Source organism: Halomonas lysinitropha (genome assembly GCF_902500215.1).
GTDB lineage: Bacteria > Pseudomonadota > Gammaproteobacteria > Pseudomonadales > Halomonadaceae > Halomonas > Halomonas lysinitropha.
On the sequence record NZ_CABVOU010000033.1, the window covers coordinates 134,123 to 155,198 of the forward strand.

22 protein-coding genes are annotated in these 21,076 nt (G+C 65.4%); 10 read left to right on the forward strand and 12 right to left on the reverse strand.

Going from position 1 to position 21,076, the window contains the following annotated elements; genetic code table 11:
* Positions 1–6 precede the first annotated feature (6 nt).
* On the forward strand, positions 7–1,293 hold the full coding sequence (gene tilS, locus HALO32_RS09670; RefSeq protein ID WP_151443628.1) for a tRNA lysidine(34) synthetase TilS: 1,287 nt from the start codon (positions 7–9) through the stop codon (positions 1,291–1,293).
* Here tilS and ppx read toward each other — a convergent pair.
* Positions 1,268–2,812, reverse strand: a complete 1,545-nt coding sequence (gene ppx, locus HALO32_RS09675) for an exopolyphosphatase (RefSeq protein ID WP_151443630.1) — start codon at positions 2,810–2,812, stop codon at positions 1,268–1,270. The genes tilS and ppx overlap by 26 nt on opposite strands.
* A 442-nt stretch (positions 2,813–3,254) precedes the next feature.
* Between ppx and rho the strand changes: the two genes are divergently transcribed.
* The 8 genes from rho to HALO32_RS09705 all read left to right on the forward strand — a co-directional run bounded on the left by rho (position 3,255) and on the right by HALO32_RS09705 (position 10,073).
* Positions 3,255–4,514, forward strand: coding sequence for a transcription termination factor Rho (gene rho / locus HALO32_RS09680; protein WP_151443632.1), 1,260 nt, complete (start codon positions 3,255–3,257; stop codon positions 4,512–4,514).
* 215 nt (positions 4,515–4,729) lie between these two features.
* On the forward strand, positions 4,730–6,217 hold the full coding sequence (gene ubiD, locus HALO32_RS09685) for a 4-hydroxy-3-polyprenylbenzoate decarboxylase (RefSeq protein ID WP_151443634.1): 1,488 nt from the start codon (positions 4,730–4,732) through the stop codon (positions 6,215–6,217).
* A gap of 18 nt (positions 6,218–6,235) precedes the next feature.
* The gene (locus tag HALO32_RS09690; RefSeq protein WP_151443636.1) at positions 6,236–7,015 is read left to right on the forward strand and encodes an NAD(P)H-flavin reductase; all 780 of its coding nucleotides are present in this window, start codon (positions 6,236–6,238) and stop codon (positions 7,013–7,015) included.
* Positions 7,012–7,725 (forward strand): dihydromonapterin reductase, encoded by a 714-nt coding sequence (gene folM / locus HALO32_RS09695; protein ID WP_151443638.1) that lies wholly within the window; start codon positions 7,012–7,014, stop codon positions 7,723–7,725. The genes HALO32_RS09690 and folM overlap by 4 nt, the downstream gene beginning before the upstream one ends.
* Before the next feature lie 83 nt (positions 7,726–7,808).
* Entirely contained in the window at positions 7,809–7,937 is a 129-nt protein-coding gene (locus HALO32_RS18220; RefSeq protein ID WP_267902492.1) for a hypothetical protein, read from the forward strand.
* 64 nt (positions 7,938–8,001) lie between these two features.
* Positions 8,002–8,127: a hypothetical protein gene (locus tag HALO32_RS18225; protein WP_267902493.1), complete on the forward strand. Its 126-nt coding sequence runs from the start codon at positions 8,002–8,004 to the stop codon at positions 8,125–8,127.
* A gap of 299 nt (positions 8,128–8,426) precedes the next feature.
* Positions 8,427–9,491: a 3-deoxy-7-phosphoheptulonate synthase gene (locus HALO32_RS09700; RefSeq protein ID WP_151443640.1), complete on the forward strand. Its 1,065-nt coding sequence runs from the start codon at positions 8,427–8,429 to the stop codon at positions 9,489–9,491.
* Positions 9,492–9,560: 69 nt separating this feature from the next.
* Positions 9,561–10,073, forward strand: a complete 513-nt coding sequence (locus tag HALO32_RS09705; protein ID WP_151443642.1) for a DUF3087 family protein — start codon at positions 9,561–9,563, stop codon at positions 10,071–10,073.
* A gap of 1 nt (position 10,074) precedes the next feature.
* Here the strand turns inward: HALO32_RS09705 and ppk1 are convergent, their stop codons facing one another.
* Both ppk1 and hemB read right to left on the reverse strand, forming a co-directional pair.
* Positions 10,075–12,270 carry a polyphosphate kinase 1 gene (gene ppk1 / locus HALO32_RS09710; RefSeq protein WP_225809894.1) on the reverse strand — a complete coding sequence of 732 codons (2,196 nt, stop codon included), beginning with the start codon at positions 12,268–12,270 and terminating at the stop codon, positions 10,075–10,077.
* A 46-nt stretch (positions 12,271–12,316) separates the two neighbouring features.
* Positions 12,317–13,318, reverse strand: a complete 1,002-nt coding sequence (gene hemB / locus HALO32_RS09715) for a porphobilinogen synthase (protein ID WP_407646847.1) — start codon at positions 13,316–13,318, stop codon at positions 12,317–12,319.
* Positions 13,319–13,543: 225 nt separating this feature from the next.
* Between hemB and elbB the strand changes: the two genes are divergently transcribed.
* Complete coding sequence (gene elbB, locus HALO32_RS09720; protein WP_151443645.1) at positions 13,544–14,206, forward strand: isoprenoid biosynthesis glyoxalase ElbB; 663 nt, start codon at positions 13,544–13,546, stop codon at positions 14,204–14,206.
* 109 nt (positions 14,207–14,315) lie between these two features.
* Here the strand turns inward: elbB and tatC are convergent, their stop codons facing one another.
* The 9 genes from tatC to hslU all read right to left on the reverse strand — a co-directional run bounded on the left by tatC (position 14,316) and on the right by hslU (position 21,076).
* Positions 14,316–15,083 (reverse strand): twin-arginine translocase subunit TatC, encoded by a 768-nt coding sequence (tatC, locus tag HALO32_RS09725; protein ID WP_151443647.1) that lies wholly within the window; start codon positions 15,081–15,083, stop codon positions 14,316–14,318.
* A complete protein-coding gene (gene tatB / locus HALO32_RS09730; protein ID WP_151443649.1) occupies positions 15,080–15,526 on the reverse strand; it encodes a Sec-independent protein translocase protein TatB in 447 nt (148 codons plus the stop codon). The genes tatC and tatB overlap by 4 nt, the downstream gene beginning before the upstream one ends.
* Positions 15,527–15,532: 6 nt before the next feature.
* Entirely contained in the window at positions 15,533–15,805 is a 273-nt protein-coding gene (gene tatA / locus HALO32_RS09735) for a Sec-independent protein translocase subunit TatA (protein WP_151443651.1), read from the reverse strand.
* A gap of 52 nt (positions 15,806–15,857) precedes the next feature.
* Complete coding sequence (locus HALO32_RS09740) at positions 15,858–16,193, reverse strand: phosphoribosyl-ATP diphosphatase (protein ID WP_151443653.1); 336 nt, start codon at positions 16,191–16,193, stop codon at positions 15,858–15,860.
* Between the two features lie 44 nt (positions 16,194–16,237).
* Positions 16,238–17,860 carry a ubiquinone biosynthesis regulatory protein kinase UbiB gene (ubiB, locus tag HALO32_RS09745; RefSeq protein WP_151443655.1) on the reverse strand — a complete coding sequence of 541 codons (1,623 nt, stop codon included), beginning with the start codon at positions 17,858–17,860 and terminating at the stop codon, positions 16,238–16,240.
* Complete coding sequence (locus tag HALO32_RS09750) at positions 17,857–18,498, reverse strand: ubiquinone biosynthesis accessory factor UbiJ (protein ID WP_151443656.1); 642 nt, start codon at positions 18,496–18,498, stop codon at positions 17,857–17,859. The genes ubiB and HALO32_RS09750 overlap by 4 nt, the downstream gene beginning before the upstream one ends.
* Positions 18,499–18,505: 7 nt before the next feature.
* Positions 18,506–19,261 (reverse strand): bifunctional demethylmenaquinone methyltransferase/2-methoxy-6-polyprenyl-1,4-benzoquinol methylase UbiE, encoded by a 756-nt coding sequence (ubiE, locus tag HALO32_RS09755; protein WP_151443658.1) that lies wholly within the window; start codon positions 19,259–19,261, stop codon positions 18,506–18,508.
* Positions 19,262–19,359: 98 nt separating this feature from the next.
* Positions 19,360–19,743 carry a gamma-butyrobetaine hydroxylase-like domain-containing protein gene (locus HALO32_RS09760; protein ID WP_151443659.1) on the reverse strand — a complete coding sequence of 128 codons (384 nt, stop codon included), beginning with the start codon at positions 19,741–19,743 and terminating at the stop codon, positions 19,360–19,362.
* A 10-nt stretch (positions 19,744–19,753) separates the two neighbouring features.
* Positions 19,754–21,076 carry an ATP-dependent protease ATPase subunit HslU gene (hslU, locus tag HALO32_RS09765; RefSeq protein ID WP_151443661.1) on the reverse strand — a complete coding sequence of 441 codons (1,323 nt, stop codon included), beginning with the start codon at positions 21,074–21,076 and terminating at the stop codon, positions 19,754–19,756.

A 21,076-nucleotide genomic window follows, 5' to 3' on the forward strand; every position in this document is an offset into this window, starting at 1 on the left:
TCGGCCATGTCACTGCAATGCCGTATCGATCGCGCCCTGGCGGCTACCCCGCCGGGGCGCTGCGTCTGGGTGGCTCTCTCCGGGGGGCTCGACTCCTCGCTACTGCTGACGCTCACCGCGGAGGCCTGTCGGCGGCATCCGCGCCCGCTGCGAGCCCTGCACATCCACCATGGGCTGCAGTCCGGCGCCGACGGTTTCGAGCGCCACTGCCGGCGACTCTGTTCGCGTCTCGGTGTGCCGCTGTTCGTGAAACCTGTCACCGTCGACCGGGCCGCCGGGCAGGGACTCGAAGGGGCGGCCCGCACGGCTCGATACGCCGCCTTTGCCGAGCGGGTGGCACCGGGGGAAACGCTGTGGCTGGCTCAGCACCGGAATGACCAGGCCGAGACCTTCCTGCTGGCTGCCCTGCGCGGTAGCGGGGTGCGCGGCCTGGCCGGGATGGCGGCGTGTCGCGATTGGCGGGCCCGTCGGCTCGAGCGGCCGCTGCTCGGTGTCGCACGGTCGACCCTCGAGGCCGAGGGGGGACGCCAGGGACTGGCCTGGGTGGAGGATCCCTCCAACGATGACCAGAGCCTGGATCGCAACTTCCTGCGCCACGCCGTGCTGCCGCTGCTGGCGTCCCGCTGGCCCCATGCCGGCGCGGCCCTCTCACACAGCGCGGCGCTGGCCGGCGAGGCCGACGCCCTGCTCGCCGAACTCGCCGAACTCGACCTCGAGCGCCTGGGCGGTGACCCTGCGCGGCTACCGGTGGGGGGCCTGGAGGCACTTTCCGACCCTCGCCGACGCCTTCTGGTGCGCTATTGCTGCGACCGGCTGGGTCTGGCGCGGCCGGCGGCGCAGCGACTCGAAACGCTGCTGGCCCAGCTGGGGGCCAGGGAGGGGGCCGAGGTGCGGGTGGCCTGGCCCGGTGCCGAGGCCAGAATCTGGCGAGGGCGGCTCCACCTGCTGGCGCCCCCGGAACCGCTGCCGGCCGGCTGGCAGGCCGAGTGGGATGGCCGCTCTTGCCTGAGCACCCCGCTGGGAGAGGTGCGGGTGTCACTGGACCGGGCCGATGGTGCGGCGGTTCGCCTCAAGGTGGCCCCCCGGCAAGGGGGCGAGCGGCTGCGGCTTCCCGGCCGTGGCCGGCGCGATCTCAAGCGGCTGCTTCAGGAACTCGGCGTGCCGCCCTGGGAACGCGGGCGACTGCTGGTGGTTCGGGAGGGAGACGTCCCCGTGGCGGTGATTGATCCAGTGAACAAGGCGTGGCTGGCGTTCGCCGAGGGGTGGGTCAGCCGCCGCGAATCACTAGAGTGAAGCCCGCAGCCTGCTGGTAGCCCATCTCTTGCTCAAGGTCGTTGAGCAACAGCGCCGGGGTGTCCTCGCCGGCGAGAGTCAGCGTCAGCGTTTCACCCTCGGCGTCGAGCAGCGGCACGGTGGGAGGTTGCTCGGGACGAGAGTGGTTGAGAATCACCGCCAGTCGCAGCAGTCGGGCCAGCCTGGCGTGAGGGCGTTGCTCCGACTCCGGGAGGGCTTGCCACTCCTTGACCGGGAACTTTCGGCGGTGGCTGCGCACCAGGAAGGCCAGCAGGCGCTGTTCCGGCCGCGAGAAGCCGGCCAGGTCGGAGTACTCCAGGAGATAGGCGCCGTGGCGATGGAACTGGCTGTGGGAGATGGCCAGGCCGATTTCATGCAGCCGGCTGCCCCAGTCGAGGAAGCGCGCCTGGTCATCATCGAGGTGCCAGGCATCGCGGACTTGGTCGAGCAGGGCGCCGGCGGACGTCGCCACGTTCTCGGCCTGGCGACCATCCACCTGGTAGTTGCGGGCCAGGTTGTCGAGGGTCTTGAGGCGGGAGTCCTCGGGACTGTTGCGCCCCACCATGTCGTAGAGCACCCCTTCGCGAAGGGCACCATCGGCATAGCGCATCTGCTCCAGCTCGAAGGCCTCGAAGATGGCGCCGAGGATCGCCACCCCGGCTGGAAAGACCCGCGCGCGGTCGGCCTTGAGCCCCTCCATGGCGACCTTGTCGAGCTTGCGGCACTTGATCAGACGCTTGCGCAGGGTGGCCAGGCCGGTGCGGGTGATCACCCCCTCGGGAGCACCCCCGGCGGCCGCGATCACCGCGGCCGCCGCCTTGATGGTACCGCTGGAGCCCACCGGGTCGGTCCAGCTCAGACGCTGGTAGGGACGCTGAATATTGGCCAGCTCCGAGAGGGCAGCAAGCTCAGCCTTGCGCATGCGCTTCTCGTTGATCTCTCCGTCCTCGAAGAAGCGGCGGGTGAAGGTCACACAGCCCATGCGCAGGCTCTCCAGGGCCAGCGGTTCGAAGCGTTCGCCGATGATGAATTCCGTGGAGCCGCCGCCGATGTCGACGATCAGCCGGCGGCCGTCCTCGGCCAGGGCGTGGGCCGCGCCCAGATAGATCAGGCGAGCCTCCTCGCGACCGGCGATGATCTCGATGCGGTGACCGAGCAGGGCCTCGGCGCGCTCGATCAGCGTCTGGCTGTTGGTGGCGTCACGAAGTGCGTTGGTGCCCACCACCCGCAGGTGACCCGGGGTGATGTCTACGAGGAAGGGAGCAAAGCGGGCCAGGCAGTCGAGGGCGCGCTGCATGGCCGCCTCGCCGAGGTGGCCGTCGTCGTCGAGGCCGGCGGCCAGCTGGACCTTCTCGCCGAGGCGAGCGACCACCTGCAGGCGGTCGTCCTGATAGTTGGCCACCAGCAGGTGGAAGCTGTTGGAGCCGAGATCGATCGCGGCGAGCCGGATGGGGTCGCCGGGCACGGCAGCCGGAAGCGGAGTGTCAGCGGAGGGCGCCGGGTCCTGTGGCGAGGTCATGGCAGTTCCTTCGGATCGGTCAGTGGCAAGGGTGCGCGGCACTCCCGGCCGTGTCAATTGTCGCGAGCCGAAGGGCTTGCGTTCGCCCGCTGCCTTGACTAGTATCGAGTCGTTCGCCTGTTCCGAATGCTTCCCGACCGTCTAACGGCGATCCCGTCGCGGTCAGTTTCCAAGTCGTCAGACAGCCCACTGCTTCAGCCCGCGATCCCGGCCACCCGGCCCGGAACCGCAGGTCAGGCGAAAATGAACCTGCTTCCTCGCTTCCGATATCGGCCCGGCAACCCCTCAGTGCGGTCGCCCGCCCTTGGCCATACGATGCAGCACGACGAGAGGTAGCCTGTCCGGGCTCTGAACGCATCCACAGGGCGTCATCGTCTCGCCTCCTGTCTTTCCTCACGGCGCACCGCCGCCCGGCTTCCACGAGCGAATTCTGAACACACCGATGAATCTTACCGAACTCAAGCAAAAGCCAGTGCCGGAGCTTCTGGAGATCGCCCGCGAGATGGGCATCGACAATCTGGCACGTTCCCGCAAGCAGGACATCATCTTCGCCATCCTCAAGAAGCATGCCAAGAGCGGCGAGCCGATCTTCGGCGATGGTGTGCTGGAGATCCTGCAGGATGGATTTGGCTTCCTTCGCAGTGCCGACAGCTCCTATCTGGCCGGTCCCGACGACATCTACGTCTCGCCCTCCCAGATCCGCCGCTTCAACCTGCGCAAGGGCGACTCCATCTCCGGCAAGATTCGCCCGCCGAAGGAAGGGGAGCGCTACTTCGCGCTGCTCAAGGTCAGCGAGATCAACTTCGACAAGCCGGAGAATGCCAAGTCGAAGATCCTGTTCGAGAACCTCACGCCGCTGTTTCCCGATGAGCGCCTGCGCATGGAGATCGGCAATGGTTCCACCGAGGACCTGACCTCCCGGATCATCGACCTGGTGGCGCCCATCGGCAAGGGCCAGCGCGGCCTGCTTGTCTCCCCGCCCAAGGCGGGCAAGACCCTGATGCTGCAGAACATCGCCACCTCCATCACCCGCAACGACCCGGATTGTCATCTGATCGTGCTGCTGATCGACGAGCGTCCGGAAGAAGTGACCGAGATGTCGCGCACCGTGCGCGGCGAGGTGGTCGCCTCGACCTTCGATGAGCCGCCGGCGCGTCACGTGCAGGTCGCCGAGATGGTGATCGAGAAGGCCAAGCGCCTGGTTGAGCACAAGAAGGATGTGGTGATCCTGCTCGACTCCATCACCCGCCTGGCGCGGGCCTACAATACCGTGGTGCCGAGCTCCGGCAAGGTGCTGACCGGCGGTGTCGACGCCCATGCCCTGGAGAAGCCCAAGCGTTTCTTCGGTGCGGCACGCAACATCGAGGAAGGCGGTAGCCTGACCATCATCGCCACGGCGCTGGTGGATACCGGCTCGAAGATGGACGAGGTGATCTTCGAGGAGTTCAAGGGCACCGGCAACATGGAGGCGCACCTGGATCGCAAGCTGGCCGAGAAACGCGTCTATCCGGCGATCAATATTCGCCGCAGCGGCACCCGTCGCGAGGACCTGCTCGCCTCCGAGGAGGAGATGCAGCGCATGTGGATCCTGCGCAAGCTGCTCAATCCCATGGAAGACACCGCTGCCACCGAGTTCCTGATCGACCGCCTCAAGGATACCAAGACGAATATCGAGTTCTTCGAGGCAATGAAACGCCGCTGATCTTGTTTGCCGGTGACGTCACTCCGCGGCTGATCCGGCGACAGGCCTAGGAGGGGGCGCTGTGAACCCTTCCCTGGGCGCTACCGATGCCATCCCTGGCATAGGACCCCCTCTTCGGCCTGTCCCCGGCGCCGCTCGCCACCGGTAATGCATCAGACGTATTGAGGGGGCATGCTATGCTGCCCCTTTCGTCGTACTGGAACCGGGAAATCCGAATGAAGTACAAGGACCTGCGCGAGTTCATCGCGGTGCTCGAGGCCCAGGGCGAGCTCAAGCGCATCACCGCCGAAGTCGATCCTTACCTCGAGATCACCGAGATCTGCGACCGAACCCTGCGCGCCGGCGGCCCGGCGCTGCTGTTCGAGAACGTCAAGGGACACAGGATGCCGCTCCTCGGCAACCTCTTCGGCACGCCCAGGCGCGTCGCCATGGGCATGGGCCAGGATTCGGTGGCCGCGCTGCGCGAAGTGGGCGAGCTGCTGGCCTTCCTCAAGGAGCCCGAGCCGCCCAAGGGGTTCCGCGACGCCTGGAGCAAGCTGCCCATCTTCAAGCAGGTGATGAGCATGGGCCCCAAGACCGTACGCTCGGCGCCCGTGCAGGCGCTCGTCTACGAGGGCGAGGAGGTCGATCTCGACCGTCTGCCGATCCAGCACTGCTGGCCCGGCGATGTGGCACCGCTGATCACCTGGGCCTTGGTGGTGACCCGTGGCCCCCACAAGACCCGCCAGAACCTGGGGATCTATCGCCAGCAGAAACTCGGTCGCAATCGGCTGATTATGCGCTGGTTGTCCCACCGCGGCGGGGCGTTGGACTTTCAGGAGTTCCAGCAGCAGCACCCGGGCAAGCCCTTCCCGGTGGCGGTGGCACTGGGCGCTGATCCGGCTACCATCCTGGGCGCCGTGACGCCGGTGCCGGACAGCCTCTCCGAATACGCCTTCGCCGGGCTACTGCGCGGCTCGCGCACCGAGCTGGTCACGTGTGGCCATGCCGATCTGGAAGTGCCTGCGTCGGCAGAAATCATCCTGGAGGGATTCATCTACCCGGATGACATGGCGCCCGAGGGCCCCTACGGCGACCATACCGGCTACTACAACGAGGTCGAGCAGTTCCCGGTGTTCACGGTGACGCGCATGACCATGCGCGAGAATGCCATCTACCACTCCACCTACACCGGCCGGCCGCCGGACGAGCCAGCGATCCTGGGCCTCGCGCTCAATGAGGTGTTCGTCCCTATCCTGCGTCGTCAGTTTCCCGAGATTATCGACTTCTATCTGCCACCGGAAGGCTGTTCCTACCGAATGGCCGTGGTAACCATGAAGAAGCAGTACCCGGGCCACGCCAAGCGAGTGATGATGGGGGTGTGGAGCTTCCTGCGCCAGTTCATGTACACCAAGTTCGTGGTGGTGCTCGATGACGACGTCGATGCCCGGGACTGGAAGGACGTGATCTGGGCCATCACCACGCGCATGGACCCTGCCCGGGATACCGTCATGGTGGAGAACACACCTATAGACTACCTGGACTTCGCCTCCCCCGTGGCGGGGTTGGGCTCCAAGATGGGCCTGGATGCGACCGGCAAGTGGCCCGGCGAGACCGACCGCGAATGGGGCACGCCTATCGTCATGGACGAGGCCGTCAAGGCCCGCGTCAGCGAGCGCTGGAACGAGCTGGGCATCGAACTCCCCAACAATACGACATTTTGACTACTTCATGAGGCTTTCATGACGCCAAGGACCCTGACCTGTCTGGTCACCGAGGTCGAGGACCTCACCCCAGACGTTTTCCGCGTCCAGCTGGAGGGCCGGCCCGAGGCCGTGGCCCATGATCCCGGCCAGTACCTGGAACTGAAGCTGGAGGATGACCTCTGGGTGCCGTTCTCCATCGCTAACGCCCATGCCGGCGACGGCACCATCGAGCTTCACATTCAGCACTGGCCCGAGCGGGAGAACTCCGCCCGACTGCGCAAGCTGATGCAGGTGGCCGAGCGGCTGACCCTGCGCTTGCCGGACGGCGACTGCATCCTCGATCCGGACAGCAGGCGTCCCCTGCTGCTGATCGCCGCCGGCACCGGCTTTGCCCAGATGAAGGCGATCGTCGAGGCGGCATTACACGATGATCCGACGCGCGAGATCGACCTCTGGTGGGCGGCCCGTGAGCGTCGTGACCTCTACCTGGAGCGGCTGGCCCGGGAATGGGCGGAAGGGCATGCCAATTTCCGTTTCCACGCGGTGACCGAGATCGCGCCCGAGGAAACGGTGGCAGGGGAGCGGATCATCGGCCACCGTGGCCGTATCGATCAGGCTCTGGCGACGACCCTCGAGGATGTCTCGGGGCATGACGTCTATGTTTCCGGCTCTCCGGGCATGGTCTATGCCTGCGTCGACGTGCTCGCCTCGCTGGGGCTTGTGCCCTCGCGGGTATTCTCGGATGTCTTCGCCTATGCGCCGCGGGACCCCATTGTGCCCACCGCGGGCAGCCTGGTGAGGGAGGAGCGGTCTTGAGCGCCTCACCGATCCTGATCACCGGTGGTGCCCAGCGACTGGGTCGCCACTGTGCAGAGCGCCTGGTCGACGATGGCCATCCAGTGATCGTCAGCTATCGCCGCGAGCGCCCCGAGCTGGACGTGCTGCGTGAACGGGGCATCGTTACCCTGCTGGCGGACTTCGCGACGGAAGCGGGCATCCTGGACTTCCTCGAGCGGCTAAAGAAAGAGACGACGTCGCTACGGGCGATCGTCCACAACGCCAGTGCCTGGGCGCCGGACGTCAGCGGCCCCGAGGCAGGAGAAAATTTCGAGCAGCTGTTTCGCATTCATATGCTGGCGCCCTACCTGATCAACCTGCATGCCCGTGAGCTGCTGGAGGCGTGCAGTGAACCCCATCGCGACATCGTGCACCTGACCGACTATGTGGTGCAGAAGGGCTCCAGGAAACATGCCGCCTACGCCGCCAGCAAGGCGGGGCTGGACAACCTGACGCTGTCGTTTGCCGCCATGTACGCCCCCGCCATCCAGGTCAATGCCATCGCCCCGGCAATGATCATGCTTAACGAAGGCGACGACGAGGCCTACGCCGAGAAGGCCCGCGCCAAGTCGGTGATGGAGATGATCCCCGGCCCCGGGGTGATCTATCAGAGCCTGCGCTACCTGCTCGACAACCGTTACGTCACCGGCGTGACGCTGCCGGTGGACGGCGGGCGCCACCTGCGCTGAGCCTGCGACCATCGGTGTTGTGCCTGAGGCGGCAATTTTCGCTAGAATGCGGCATTACCCTGACGCAATCCGGAGGAGAGAATATGGCGGGACACGACACAGACTTCAAGGACGACAGCGGCCTGCTGTCCGTGGTGTTGGGCCTGGTGGTGGTGGTGGCCATGAGTGCCCTGCCGGCGACCATCGGTGTGTACCAGCTGTTCGCCGGCTGAACGAACGGCCCTTGCCAGCCATGCCGCAATGCGGCAGGATGAGCTGAGATTTCAGGAGCGACCCATGACCATGATCCGCCACACACAGCCCGCTTGCCGCGATGCCTCCATTGGCACCGGGCGTGAAGGCGTGCGCGGTTATTGGTTTGGCTACTGGTTTATTGCCGGGGTGCCCACGGCCATGTCCTGAGCGCAAGACGCGACATCGCCGGAGGCTCTCCTCACCAGGGCCGCCTCCGCTAGAACCCCCGGACGGCAGCCCCGCCCGGGGGTTCTGCGTTTCCTGGTACCCGACCACACAGATGACATCAAGGAGAGAGACCATGACCGCATCCATCGCCATTTGCCTGATTCCGGGCTTCGCGGGCTATTACGGCTACTGGCGATTTAGCGAGCTGCGGTCGGCTCACTCCGCCACACCCGGCCGTAGCGAGAGCAGTGGCATTCGACAAACACGATGTATGATCGCTATCCGGAGTTGATGACGCCATGAATGCTTCCCTTGCCGCCGCCCCCTTGACCGAGGCTATGCACTCTTCTCCCGACCCGACGCGGCCGCTGCCCACCCCCGGCGAGCTGCGCCACAAGTTGCCCGTCTCCCCGGCCTTGGCGCACCACATGGAGGCCCAGCGCCAGGCTGTGCGCGATATCCTCGACGGCCACGATGATCGCCTGCTGGTGGTAGTCGGCCCCTGTTCCATCCACGATCCCGAGGCGGCCCTGGTGTACGCCCGGCGCTTGGCCGAGCTGTCGGAGCGGGTAAGCGACCGACTTCTGCTGGTGATGCGCGTCTATGTGGAGAAGCCGCGCACCACCATAGGCTGGAAGGGGCTGGCCTACGACCCGGACCTTGACGGCAGCGGCGATATGGCTCGTGGTCTCGAGGTCTCGCGCCAGCTGATGCGCGAGGTGGCCAAGCTGGGGCTGCCGGTGGCCACCGAGCTACTGCAGCCGATGCTGGCGCCCTATCTGGAGGACCTGCTCTCCTGGGTGGCGATCGGGGCGCGCACCACCGAGTCCCAGCTGCACCGTGAGGTGGCCAGCGGCCTCGATGCGGCGGTAGGCTTCAAGAACGCCACTGGCGGCGACATCGGGGTGGCGCTGGATGCGATGCGCTCAGCGGCGCACCCGCATAGTCACTTCGGGCTGGATGAAGAAGGGCGCCCAACGGTGCGCGAAACGACAGGGAATCCCCATACCCAGCTGGTACTGCGCGGCGGCCACGGCGAGCCCAACTATCAGGCGCCTCATGTGCAGGCGGCGCGCCTCGCCCTTGAGGACGCGGGTCTGTCACCGCAGCTGATGGTCGATTGCAGCCACGCCAACGCGCGCAAGGACCACCGCCGCCAGAGTGAGGTGCTGCTCGACGTGCTGGCCCAGCGCCAGGCCGGCGAGACGGCGCTGGCGGGGTTGATGCTGGAGAGCCACCTCCATGAGGGTAAGCAGGCGCTGGAGCCCGGCCGGCTTCGCCATGGGGTCTCGGTCACCGACGCCTGTATTGGTTGGGAGACCACCGAGCATCTGCTGCTCACCGCCGCCGAGCGTCTTCGCTAGCCCTGTACCCCGGATGGCGATGTCGGGATAATCAGTTCCGATTTCCGACTCGCCATCCAGGATGCACAGATGACCTTCCAGTTCGAGGACCACGATCCCGAAACCTATCGCCGCAAGGGCCGTTTCATCAGCCTGGCCATGGCCGGCCAGTTGATCGTTTTTGGCCTGGTGTTCGTCCAGCTGCTGCAGGTCGCCTTCGACGGCGGCTTCTGGCTCAACGTGCTGGGTGTGCTGCTGGGGCTGGTCGCGACCAGCCTGGTCTTCGCGGTGCTGCGCGAGCGCCCCTGGATGACCGAGATGCGCTATGTCTGGCAGCTCAAGCATCTTCTCTCGCGGGTCAGCGGCTATCTGCCGGCGTTGCGCCGCGGCATGGCGGAGGGCAACGACACGGCGCTAGCCGTGCTTGCTTTCTACCACCAGGGCATGGCCCAGCTCGCCGAGCTCAACGGCCGCACCCTCGACGACGATGCTGAACTGCTCGCCGAACGCGAGGTGGTGCGGGCCGCCCGCCGCGAGCGCGGCTTGCCCGAGCAGGTATCCGGGCTTGATCCTCAGGACCTCGATGCGTTCCGCAGGGGGTGAGTCACGCCCTGGCGGCATAGGCGAAGAGCAGGGTCTCCTGGGCGCTGATCGGGGCTGCGCTACCGGGCTGCTGCTTGACGTAGAGACCGTCGCTGCGCAGCAACCAGCTCTGGCAATTGTCCACCAGGTAGGTCTCGAGATCCTTGCGGACCCGGGCGGCCAGCTTCTTGTCCAGCAGCGGAAAGCAGGTCTCCACTCGGTGGAACATGTTGCGCGCCATGAAGTCGGCACTGGAACCCCAGGTTTCGGGCTGGCCGTCATTGTGGAAATGGAATACCCGGGTGTGCTCCAGGAAGCGGCCGATGATCGAGCGCACTCGGATGTTGTCCGAGATGCCGGGAATGCTCGGGCGCAGGCAGCACATGCCGCGGATGATCAGGTCACACTCCACCCCGGCCCGTGAGGCCCGATAGAGGGCCTGGATCAGCTTGGGCTCGGTGAGCGAGTTGCACTTGATGATCAGGTGGGCGCGCTTGCCCTTGCGGGCATGCTCGGCCTCACGGTCGATCCTGGCCACCATCTGCTCGTGCAGGGTGAAGGGGGCGTGCAACAGCTGCTCGATGTGCCGGGCTCGGCCCATGCCCGAGAGCTGCTGGAAGACCTTGTGCACGTCGGCGCACAGCACAGGGTCGGCGGTCAGCAGGCTGTAGTCGGTATAGAGTTTGGCGGTCCGCGAGTGGTAGTTGCCGGTACCCAGATGGGCATAGTGGCGCAGCTTGCCTCTCTCTCGCCGTACGATATGCATCATCTTGGCATGGGTCTTGTAGGCCATCACTCCGTAGATGACGATGGCCCCGGCTTCCTGAAGACGCGAGGCCAGGGCCAGGTTGTCGGCCTCGTCGAAGCGTGCTCGCAACTCGATGACTACCGTGACCTCCTTGCCGTTGCCCGCGGCCTCAACCAGGGCGTTGACGATGGGCGAGTCGGCGCCGGTGCGGTAGAGGGTCTGCTTGATGGCCAGCACGTCCGGGTCCCGGGCGGCCTCGCCGAGCATCTCCTCCACCGGAGAGAATGACTGGAAGGGGTGGTGAAGCAGGATGTCGCCATCGGTGATCGCCGCCAGCACGCTGTCGGCCTTGCGCAGCGACTTGGGAAGGCCCGGGGTGAAGGGACGGTAAAGCAATTCGGGGCGTTCCACGTCGCCCAGCACCGACATCATGCGGGTCAGGTTCACCGGGCCATTGACCCGGAAAAGGTCCGCCTCCTCGAGCTGAAACTGCCTGAGCAGAAACTCGGCCAGCTCGTCGGGACAATTGTCGGCCACTTCCAGCCGTACCCCGCTGCCGTAGCGCCGTGACAGCAGCTCGCCGCGCAGTGCCGAAGCGAGGTCGGAGACCTCTTCCGGATCCACGGAGAGGTCGGCGTTGCGCGTCAGCCGGAACTGGTAGCAGCCGAGTACCATCATGCCGGGGAAGACCTCCTCGGCATGCGCATGGATCATCGAGGAGAGAAAGACATACTCGCTGAAGCCCGTTTCACAGAGCCCCTCGGGCAGGGCGATCACCCGCGGTAGCGAGCGCGGTGCCGGCAGGATGGCCAGCCCACCCTCGCGGCCGAAGGCGTCCTTGCCCTCCAGCTGGACGATGAAGTTGAGACTCTTGTTGACCAGGCGAGGGAAGGGATGGGACGGGTCCAGGCCGATGGGGCTGATCACCGGCATGATTTCGGTTTCGAAGTAGTCGCGCACCCATTCTCGTTGGGCCTCGGTCCAGTCGCCTCGACGGCGGAAGCGCAGCCGCTGTGCCTCCAGAGCGGGGATCAGGACCTCGTTGAGGACCTGGTACTGGCGTGCCACCTGGGCATGAGCGATCTGGGCGATCTCGGCCAGCACCGAGCGGGGCGAACGACCGTCGGCACCGGTGGCGTCGTCGCCGAGCAGGATCTGATTCTTGAGGCCGGCCACGCGGATCTCGAAGAATTCGTCCATGTTGGACGAGAAGATCAACAGGAACATCAGCCGGTTGAGCAGCGGGTGAGCCTCGTCCAGGGCCTGTTCCAGGACCCGGACGTTGAACTGCAGATGGGAGAGTTCACGGTTGAAGTAGAGCCCGGGGTCGGCCAGATCCGCCTCCGGGTCCGGCAGCGCCTTGGGCTTGATCCCGGTGCGTGTCTGGTTCAGCCGCGGAGCGGGAGGCTCGACGCCCCGCACAGGCGTGGGCCTCTCGGGTTGCCGGTCGGAACCGCGTGTCTCTTCCATGGGATTTCCCTGTCGTCAGGCGGAGGGGGGCTGTCCCTTCCGTCGTCTATGTCGTTGCAAGCAGCCTGGCCGCCCGTTTGGCGAAGTAGGTCAGCACGCCGTCGGCGCCGGCGCGCTTGAAGCAGAGCAGCGACTCGAGGATGACCGCGTCCGCCTCCAGCCAGCCGTTCTCGAAGGCGGCCATGTGCATGGCGTACTCGCCGCTCACCTGGTAGGCGAAGGTGGGCACCTTGAGCTCGTCCTTCACCCTGCGCACCACGTCCAGGTAGGGCATGCCGGGTTTGATCATCACCATATCGGCACCCTCCGCCAGGTCCAGCGCCACCTCGTGGAGGGCCTCGTCGCCGTTGCCCGGGTCCATCTGGTAGGTGGACTTGTCGGCCTTGCCCAGGTTGCCGGCGGAGCCCACAGCGTCGCGGAAGGGGCCGTAGTAGCGCGAGGCATACTTGGCGCTATAGGCCATGATCCGGGTGTTGACCAGTCGTTCCTGCTCCAGGACATGGCGGATCGAGCCGATGCGCCCATCCATCATGTCCGAGGGCGCCACTACATCGGCACCGGCCTCGGCGTGGGAGAGTGCCTGCTTGAGCAGAGTCTCCACGGTGCGGTCATTGTGGACGTAGCCCGCCTCGTCGAGGATGCCGTCCTGGCCATGGCTGGTGTAAGGGTCCAGCGCCACGTCGGTGATGATGCCGAGCCCCGGAATCGCCTCCTTGAGGGTGCGCACGCTGCGCTGGACGAGGCCCGAGGCGTTGTAGGCCTCCTCGGCCAGTTCGCTCTTCAGTGCCGTACCCACCACCGGGAAGAGGGCGATAGCCGGGATGCCGAGCTCGAAGGCCTCGCGGGCCTCCTCGATCAGCAGGTCGAGCGAAAGCCGTTCCACCCCCGGCATGGAGGGCACCGCCTCGCGCTGGCCCTCGCCCTCGAGCACGAATACCGGCCAGATCAGGTCGGCCGCGGTCAGGGTATGCTCACGCATCAGGCGGCGCGAGAAGTCGTCGCGGCGCATGCGGCGCAGGCGTGAGGTAGGGAACTGGCGTGAGGTCATGAAGCTCAAGGCGTCTCTCCGGGTAGGGGGTCGGGACCGCCGTCCTGGTATTGTGGCGATCAAGGGTGACGGATTGATGACAGCTAAGCTCGAACGTCCCGAGTATATCAGTGTCGTTCAGTGTCGAAAGCTGTGCCTTGTCGCACCCGGGTGGACTCTCTAAAGTGAAGGCTTCCGGATTTCAGGGCCTGGCTTCGCCGGGCGCTTACCCCCAAGGAGAAAGGCATGAGCAAACAGGTGGCGGTCATCCTCTCGGGATGCGGAGTGCAGGACGGCGCCGAGATCTACGAGACCACCCTGACCCTTCTGCGCCTCGACCAGCTGGGCCTGGGGTATCGCTGCTTCGCCCCCGATATCGAGCAGCATCATGTTGTCGATCATCGTCTCGGTGAGGTGGTCGAGGGCGAGCGTCGCAACGTGCTGACCGAGTCGGCGCGGCTGGCTCGCGGCGAGATTTCATCACTCGACGAGCTCGAGGCGGACGACTTCGATGCGGTCATCCTCCCCGGCGGCTTCGGCGTTGCCAAGAACCTCTCGGACTTCGCCGTGGCGGGCGATGGCATGCAGGTGCTCGACGCCCTAACCGAGGCGCTGTCCGGCTTCCATGAGGCGCGCAAGCCGATCGGCCTGATGTGCATCAGCCCGGTACTGGTGCCTCGCCTGTTCGCCCCCGGCATTGCCGTGACCGTGGGGCATGATCCCGGTGTCACCGGTCTGATCAGCGCCATGGGCGGGCTGCATCGCAGCTGCGGGGTCGAGGATATCGTGGTGGATTTCGAGAACCGCGTGGTGACCACCCCGGCTTACATGCTGGCCACGCGGATCAGCGAGGCCGCCACCGGGATCTTCAAGTTGGTCGACCGCATCGACGAGATGATGGATCTCTGACCCCCGGCTACGCCGGGTCAAGCTGTAAGAGCGGCGCTTCGCGCCTGGAAGCTACAAGCTTGAAGAAGAACGCCGCCATGAGCTGGCCATGGCGGCGTTCTTGATTAGCTTACAGCTCCTCGTCCTCTTCGTCCTTTTCCCGCTTGCGGCGGACCAGCCGGCCGAACAGCAGGCCGACCTCGTAGAGCAGGTACATCGGTACCGCCAGCAGGCTCTGGGAGACGATGTCCGGCGGGGTGAGCAGCATGCCGATAACGAAACAGGCCAGCACGACATAGGGGCGCTTCTTCGACAGGCTTTCCACTGTGGTGGCGCCAGAAAGAATCAGCAGGAAGGTGGCGATGGGGATCTCGAAGGCCACGCCGAAGGCGAAGAATAGCTTGAGGACGAAGTTCAGGTATTGGTTGATGTCGGTCATCACCGCGACGTCCTCAGGCCCGGTCTGGGTGAAGAACTGGAACAACAGCGGGAAGACGACATAGTAGGCGAAGGCAGCGCCGCCATAGAACAGCGCGATGCTGGAGGCCAGGATCGGTAGCGCCAGCGCCTTTTCGTTGTCATAGAGGCCCGGGGCCACGAAGGCCCAGGCCTGGTGCAGCACATAGGGTATGGCGGCGAATACGGCCACCACCAGGGTCAGCTTGAAGGGCGCGAGGAAGGGCGAGGCCACCTCGGTGGCGATCATCTGCGAGCCTTCCGGCAGCAGCGCCATCAACGGCTGGGCGACAAAGGAATAGATGTCGTTGGCAAAGGCATAGAGGCCCAGGAAGATCACCAGAATCGCGATCACCGCACGCATCAATCGCGAGCGCAGCTCGATGAGGTGCTCGATCAGCGGGGCCTGGTTCTGCTCCTGGGGATCACCGGTCTTGCTCATCGGGGGGCAGAATCCTTGTCGGCGGTGGAGGCATCGGCGGAGCGCTGGCGATCATCGCCCTCGGCGCCCGTGCGGGCTCTGGCGAGGGCATCGTCGAGCCGTTTCTCGGGAGGGTTGGCCGATGGCGTCTCACCGTCACCGGCGTTGTCATCTGCCGAGGTCGACGGTCGCTTGACGCTGTCTTCCTCGGCGATGCTCTCCACACCGCGCTTGACCTGCTTTACACCCTCGTCGAGCTTTTTCTGCTGCTCGTCGAGCTTCTGGCGTAGCTCCTCGGCCTCGAGCTGAGAGCTGATCTCGCGCTGCATGCCGGAAACCGTGCGCTTGATCTTGCCGATCCACAGCCCCAAGGTGCGCGCTGCCTTGGGCAGGCGCTCGGGACCCAGCACCAGCAGGCCCACCACGCCGATGAGCATCAATTCGAGAAAGCCCATATCGAACATGGCGGGTTACTTGCGCTCTTCCTGGTGCTCTTCCTGGTCGTGGGCCTTCTTCTCGGCCTTGACGTCGTAGGTGTTGAGCTCCTCGTCATGACTGACGCGGGCATTGGGGTCGTCCGCCTTCTCGCCCTCGTCCTTCTCTTCCTCATGCATGGCCTTCTTGAAGCCCTTCACGGCACCGCCCAGGTCGCCGCCGACATTGCGCAGCTTCTTGGTGCCGAAGATCAGGATGATGATGCCGAGAACGATCAGCAGCTGCCAGATACTGATACCACCTAACATAGTTGCTTCCTCAGGTTGGGGCTCCGGGATCTCCCGGAAGGGCCAGTTGACGCTAGGGTTGCCGTGCGGCCTTCTCGTCGTGTCCGGAAACGCCGAAGCGGCGGGCCAGCTCATCCAGGACCAGACGGTGGTCGAGGCCCAGGTGCGAGAGCATTACCAGGCTATGAAACCACAGGTCGGCCGTTTCGGCGACCAACGCTTGGCGTGCCTGTTCATCACCATGCTCGGCATCCTTGGCGGCCAGCAGGGTCTCGGTGGCTTCCTCGCCAACCTTCTCGAGTATCTTGTTCAGTCCCTTGTGATGCAAGGCTGCCACATAAGAGTCCTGTGGCTCTGCGTGTCGGCGTTCTTCGAGCACAAGGTGAAGACGGTCGAGAATATCGCTCATGGGTGAAGGCTCCGTCGTAGTGGATGAAAAATACGGGGCGGCCCTCAGTGCCAGGCCAGCAGCAATACGCCGAGGGCGGCGGCGGCCAATATGGGCCAGGTCTGATCAGCGGCCCACTGGGTCAACGGCTGCCAAGTGAATGCCGCGGCCAGCAGCAGGAGGCCCAGACGCAGCCGCCGTTGGCTCCTGTCCCGCTTACCAAGCTGCTGAAAAATACCGTTCATGGCGTCGGACTGATGGCGACGTTGGCGGTGTTCGAGATCGGCACGGGTCAGGACCTGATGCGCGAGCACCGGCAGCTCGGGTAGCTGGTGCGAAAGCTCAGGGGCCTGTCGCTTCAGCGACTCCCAGAGGCCGCTGACGCCGGCGCGCTCCTTCATCCAACGCTCCAGATAGGGCCTGGCGGTGCTCCACAGGTCCAGGTCGGGATAGAGCTGGCGGCCCAGTCCCTCGATGTTGAGCAGCGTCTTCTGCAGCAGCACCAGCTGTGGCTGCACTTCCATGTTGAAGCGGCGAGCGGTCTGGAACAGGCCCAGCAGCACCTGGCCGAAGGAAATGTCCTTGAGCGGCTTCTCGAGGATCGGCTCGCACACGGTGCGGATCGCCGCAGCGAACTCATTGGCCCGGGTTCCTTCCCCTACCCAGCCCGACTCGATGTGCAGGGCTGCCACCTCGTAGTAGTCCTGATGAAAGAAGGCCAGCAGGTTGCGTGCCAGGTAGTCCTGGTCTTCTCGGGTCAGGCTGCCGACGATGCCGCAGTCGATGGCGATGTATTGCGGGTCGTGGGGATGTTCGAAGGAGACGAAGATATTGCCCGGGTGCATATCGGCATGGAAGAAGTTGTCGCGGAACACCTGGGTGAAGAAGATCTCCACGCCACGCTCGGCCAGCTTCTTGAGATTGGTGCCCTGGGCGAGCAGGGCGGCCGTGTCGGCCACCGGCACGCCGTAGATGCGCTCCTGCACCATCACCCGGCGATGCGTGAGCCCCCAGTAGATGGCTGGTACGTAGAGCAGCGGGGAGTTCTTGAAGTTGCGCTTGAGCTGGGAGGTGTTGGCGGCCTCCTTGGTGAGGTCGAGTTCGTCGAACAACGTAGCCTCATAGTCGCGTACCACCTCTACCGGGCGCAGCCGTCGGGCCTCCGGGATTCGCGCCAGTACGCTAGCGAAGCGGTACAGCAGCGCCATGTCCTGGCGCATCACGCGCTCGATGCCCGGGCGAATGATCTTGACCACCACGGCTTCGCCCCCGTGCAGCCGGGCGGCATGCACCTGGGCGACGGAGGCCGACGCCAGAGGCTCGGGCTCGAAGCTGGCGAAGGCATCCTCCAGCGACATCGCCAGCTCCTCTTCGACCAGCGCCTTCGCCTGATGAGCGGGGAAGGGCGGTACCTGGTCCTGGAGTCGTTGCAACTCGTCGGCGACGTCTTCGGGGAGCAGGTCGCGCCGGGTGGAGAGCATCTGACCGAACTTGACGAAGATCGGTCCCAGTTCCTCCAGTGCCAGGCGCAGGCGCATGCCGCGAGGGCGTTTGCCGATCGGCACCAGGCGCAACGGTGAGAGGATGAACAGGCTGCGCAGCCACCAGGGCATACGGGCTAAAGGCAGTAGAGTGTCGAGCCGATAGCGGGTCACCACCCAGAGGATACGCATGGGCCTGAGGATCATGGGATCGTCTCCGGCTCGGTCAAGCGGCGTCGGAGCCTGGCAAGACGAGCGTCGAGGCGGTCGGTGGCGATTTCCATCTCGGTCAACTGATCGCGCAACGCCTCGAGCTGATGACGACCCGGCAGCAATCGTGCTTCCTCGAAGACATATTCGCTCAGGTCGGCGCAGAACTCCTGGTGGGTGCGCAAGCCCCAGCGGGAGACGCTGCGCAGCCCCTCGGCCAGGCTATGGGCCGGGATGTCACCGAGCCAGCGGGCGAGTTCCGCTTCCCAGTCCAGATCGAGGTCAAGCAGCAGATCGCGAGTCGCTTCCAGCAGGTGGGTGCGGCCTCGCACGGCGAGCTTTCCCTGGAACATCAGGCGCTCGACCGAGGCACCGCCCAGCAGCTCGCCGAGCGTCTCGGCGTTCACTTCGACCACCGCGTCGAAGCTCTCTTCAGCGGTATCGTCGGGGCGCAGCAGGTCGAGGCCGGCCGGATGGAAATGGATGGCCAGCGCCAGGTCGGGTTGCTCCAGGCGCAACAGGATGCGCTGCCCGGCCAGCCGGGCGAGACGCGAAGGTGCCGCCGGGTCTCTGGCGAGCAGGGCATTCAGCGTGCGTTCGAGGCCGGCCAGCAGCAGGGAGGGAGACAATGCCATCATGCCCTCACAGTTTGATGCCGCGGTGCAGAGCGACGATGCCCCCGGTCAGGTTGGTGTACTCGACACGCTCCAGTCCGGCGTCTTCCATCATCGCCTTGAGGGCGTCCTGGTCGGGGTGCATGCGGATCGATTCGGCCAGATAGCGGTAGCTGTCGGCGTCGTTCGCCACCAGCTCGCCGATCTTCGGCAGCAGGCGGAAGGAGTATTCGTCATAGGCCCTGGAAAACAGCGGATTGGCCGGTTTGGAGAACTCCAGCACCAGCAGGCGACCGCCCGGCTTTAACGTTCGGGTCATGGAGCGCAGCGCGGCGTCCTTGTCGGTGACGTTGCGCAGGCCAAAGGCGATGGTGATGCAGTCGAAGCTGTTATCCGGGAAGGGCAGGCATTCGGCGTTGGCCTGCACATATTCGACGTTGCCGCCGATGCCGTGGTCGAGCAGTTTGTTGCGCCCGACGCGCAGCATGGATTCGTTGATGTCGGCCAGTATCACGCGCCCGCGGGGGCCCACCATGCGCGAGAACTTGGCCGTCAGGTCGCCGGTGCCGCCGGCGATATCGAGCACGCTATGGCCCGGACGTACACCGGAGCGCTCGATGGTCAGTCGTTTCCAGAGGCGATGGATACCCATCGACATCAGGTCATTCATGACGTCGTAGCGGGCTGCCACCGAATCGAAGACGTGGGCCACGCGCGAGGCCTTCTCTTCGACCGCGACTTCCTGATAGCCGAAGTGGGTGGTGTGCTTGTCACTGGCGCTCATGCAGTGGGCTCCCGAATCGCTGCGATGGGGGAGGCCTGGCGGCCTCGCAATGGCCGCCATTGTAGCCTCCCCCGATAGCGATTGTCTTGACGCCACCCCTACAGCTGCTTGATCTCGATGCCCTGGGGCTCCCGGGAAGCGCCGGCCTCTTCCAGTCGGCGCAGATAATCGTCCCAGTTCACCTCGCGCTTCTGGATCAGGTCGTAGAGATAGTCCCAGCTGAACAGCCCGCTGTCATGGCCATCATCGAAGTGCAGCTTGAGCGCATAGCGCCCTGTCTGGGTGATGTCCTTCAGGCCGACATGCTTCTTGCCTACCTGCAGGGTGGCGGTATCGGGGCCATGGCCGCGCACCTCGGCGGAGGGCGAAAAGACCCGTAGGTACTCCACCGGCAGCCGGTAGCTCTCGCCGTCCTCGTAGGTGAGCTCGAGCTCACGGTCCTTCTTGTGGTAATGCACCCTGGTGGGAATCGGGGCGGTCATGGGTTGGCTCCTAGAGAATATACCGCGACAGGTCCTCGTCCATCGCCAGCTCGCCGAGCTGGGAGTCGACATAGGCGGCATCGATCGACAGCGGGCTGCCGAAGTCGCCGCCCAGGTAGGAGGCCTCCTCGAGCAGGCGCTCCATCACGGTGTGCAGGCGGCGGGCGCCGATGTTTTCCGTGCCCTCGTTGACCTTCCAGGCAATCTCGGCGATGCGCGCGATGCCATCTTCCGTGAAGGCGACCTCGAGTCCCTCGGTGGCGAGCAGCGCCTGGTACTGCTTGGTCAGGGCGGCGGAGGGCTCGGTGAGGATGCGCTTGAAATCTTCCGGCGTCAGGGCGTTGAGCTCGACGCGGATCGGCAGGCGGCCCTGCAGCTCGGGGATCAGGTCCGACGGACGCGACAGGTGGAAGGCGCCGGAGGCGATGAACAGGATGTGGTCACTGCGCACCATGCCGTACTTGGTGGAAACCGTGGAGCCCTCGATCAGCGGCAGCAGGTCGCGCTGTACACCCTCGCGGGAGACCTCGCCACCGCTGGACTGGCCGCTACCCTTGCAGACCTTGTCGATCTCGTCGAGAAAGACAATGCCGTTCTGCTCCACCGCTTCGATGGCACGGCTCTTGATGTCGTCCTCGTTGACCAGTTTGCTGGCCTCTTCGTCGCGCAGCAGGCCAAAGGCATCCTTCACCGCCACCCGGCGGGTCTCGGACTTCTGCTTGCCCATGCCAGCGAACAGGTTCTGCAGCTGGCTGGTCATCTCCTCCATGCCCGGGGGAGACGTGATGTCGACGTTGGGGCCCTGCTGGGAGATCTCGATGTCGATCTCCTTGTCGTCGAGTTGCCCCTCGCGCAGCTTCTTGCGGAAGAGCTGGCGGGTCGAGCTGTCCTGGCGAGGCGCGTCCTCCTGGCCGCGGGGCGGCGGCAACAGAGCGTCGAGGATGCGCTCCTCGGCGGCGTCCTCGGCGCGATGGCCGACCTCTTCCTTGGCCTGTTCGCGTACCAGCTTGATGGCGGCCTCGGTCAGGTCGCGGATGATCGATTCGACGTCGCGGCCCACATAGCCCACTTCGGTGAACTTGGTGGCCTCGACCTTGATGAAGGGGGCCCCGGCCAGCTTGGCCAGGCGGCGGGCGATCTCGGTCTTGCCCACGCCGGTAGGGCCGATCATCAGGATATTCTTGGGCGTCACCTCATGACGCAGCTCGCCGTCGAGCTGCATGCGCCGCCAGCGGTTGCGCAGGGCTATGGCCACGGCGCGCTTGGCGTCCTGCTGACCGACGATATACTGGTCCAGGGCGTGGACGATCTCGCGGGGGGTCATCCGAGTCAT

Bases quoted from the DNA above. Each gene is read 5' to 3' on its own strand.
- tilS (WP_151443628.1), top strand. From the start codon at position 7: ATGTCACTGCAATGCCGTATCGATCGCGCCCTGGCGGCTACCCCGCCG.
- ppx (WP_151443630.1), bottom strand. From the start codon at position 2,812: ATGACCTCGCCACAGGACCCGGCGCCCTCCGCTGACACTCCGCTTCCG.
- rho (WP_151443632.1), top strand. From the start codon at position 3,255: ATGAATCTTACCGAACTCAAGCAAAAGCCAGTGCCGGAGCTTCTGGAG.
- ubiD (WP_151443634.1), top strand. From the start codon at position 4,730: ATGAAGTACAAGGACCTGCGCGAGTTCATCGCGGTGCTCGAGGCCCAG.
- HALO32_RS09690 (WP_151443636.1), top strand. From the start codon at position 6,236: ATGACGCCAAGGACCCTGACCTGTCTGGTCACCGAGGTCGAGGACCTC.
- HALO32_RS18220 (WP_267902492.1), top strand. From the start codon at position 7,809: ATGGCGGGACACGACACAGACTTCAAGGACGACAGCGGCCTGCTGTCC.
- HALO32_RS18225 (WP_267902493.1), top strand. From the start codon at position 8,002: ATGACCATGATCCGCCACACACAGCCCGCTTGCCGCGATGCCTCCATT.
- HALO32_RS09700 (WP_151443640.1), top strand. From the start codon at position 8,427: ATGAATGCTTCCCTTGCCGCCGCCCCCTTGACCGAGGCTATGCACTCT.
- HALO32_RS09705 (WP_151443642.1), top strand. From the start codon at position 9,561: ATGACCTTCCAGTTCGAGGACCACGATCCCGAAACCTATCGCCGCAAG.
- ppk1 (WP_225809894.1), bottom strand. From the start codon at position 12,270: ATGGAAGAGACACGCGGTTCCGACCGGCAACCCGAGAGGCCCACGCCT.
- hemB (WP_407646847.1), bottom strand. From the start codon at position 13,318: ATGACCTCACGCCAGTTCCCTACCTCACGCCTGCGCCGCATGCGCCGC.
- elbB (WP_151443645.1), top strand. From the start codon at position 13,544: ATGAGCAAACAGGTGGCGGTCATCCTCTCGGGATGCGGAGTGCAGGAC.
- tatC (WP_151443647.1), bottom strand. From the start codon at position 15,083: ATGAGCAAGACCGGTGATCCCCAGGAGCAGAACCAGGCCCCGCTGATC.
- tatB (WP_151443649.1), bottom strand. From the start codon at position 15,526: ATGTTCGATATGGGCTTTCTCGAATTGATGCTCATCGGCGTGGTGGGC.
- tatA (WP_151443651.1), bottom strand. From the start codon at position 15,805: ATGTTAGGTGGTATCAGTATCTGGCAGCTGCTGATCGTTCTCGGCATC.
- HALO32_RS09740 (WP_151443653.1), bottom strand. From the start codon at position 16,193: ATGAGCGATATTCTCGACCGTCTTCACCTTGTGCTCGAAGAACGCCGA.
- ubiB (WP_151443655.1), bottom strand. From the start codon at position 17,860: ATGATCCTCAGGCCCATGCGTATCCTCTGGGTGGTGACCCGCTATCGG.
- HALO32_RS09750 (WP_151443656.1), bottom strand. From the start codon at position 18,498: ATGGCATTGTCTCCCTCCCTGCTGCTGGCCGGCCTCGAACGCACGCTG.
- ubiE (WP_151443658.1), bottom strand. From the start codon at position 19,261: ATGAGCGCCAGTGACAAGCACACCACCCACTTCGGCTATCAGGAAGTC.
- HALO32_RS09760 (WP_151443659.1), bottom strand. From the start codon at position 19,743: ATGACCGCCCCGATTCCCACCAGGGTGCATTACCACAAGAAGGACCGT.
- hslU (WP_151443661.1), bottom strand. From the start codon at position 21,076: ATGACTCGGATGACCCCCCGCGAGATCGTCCACGCCCTGGACCAGTAT.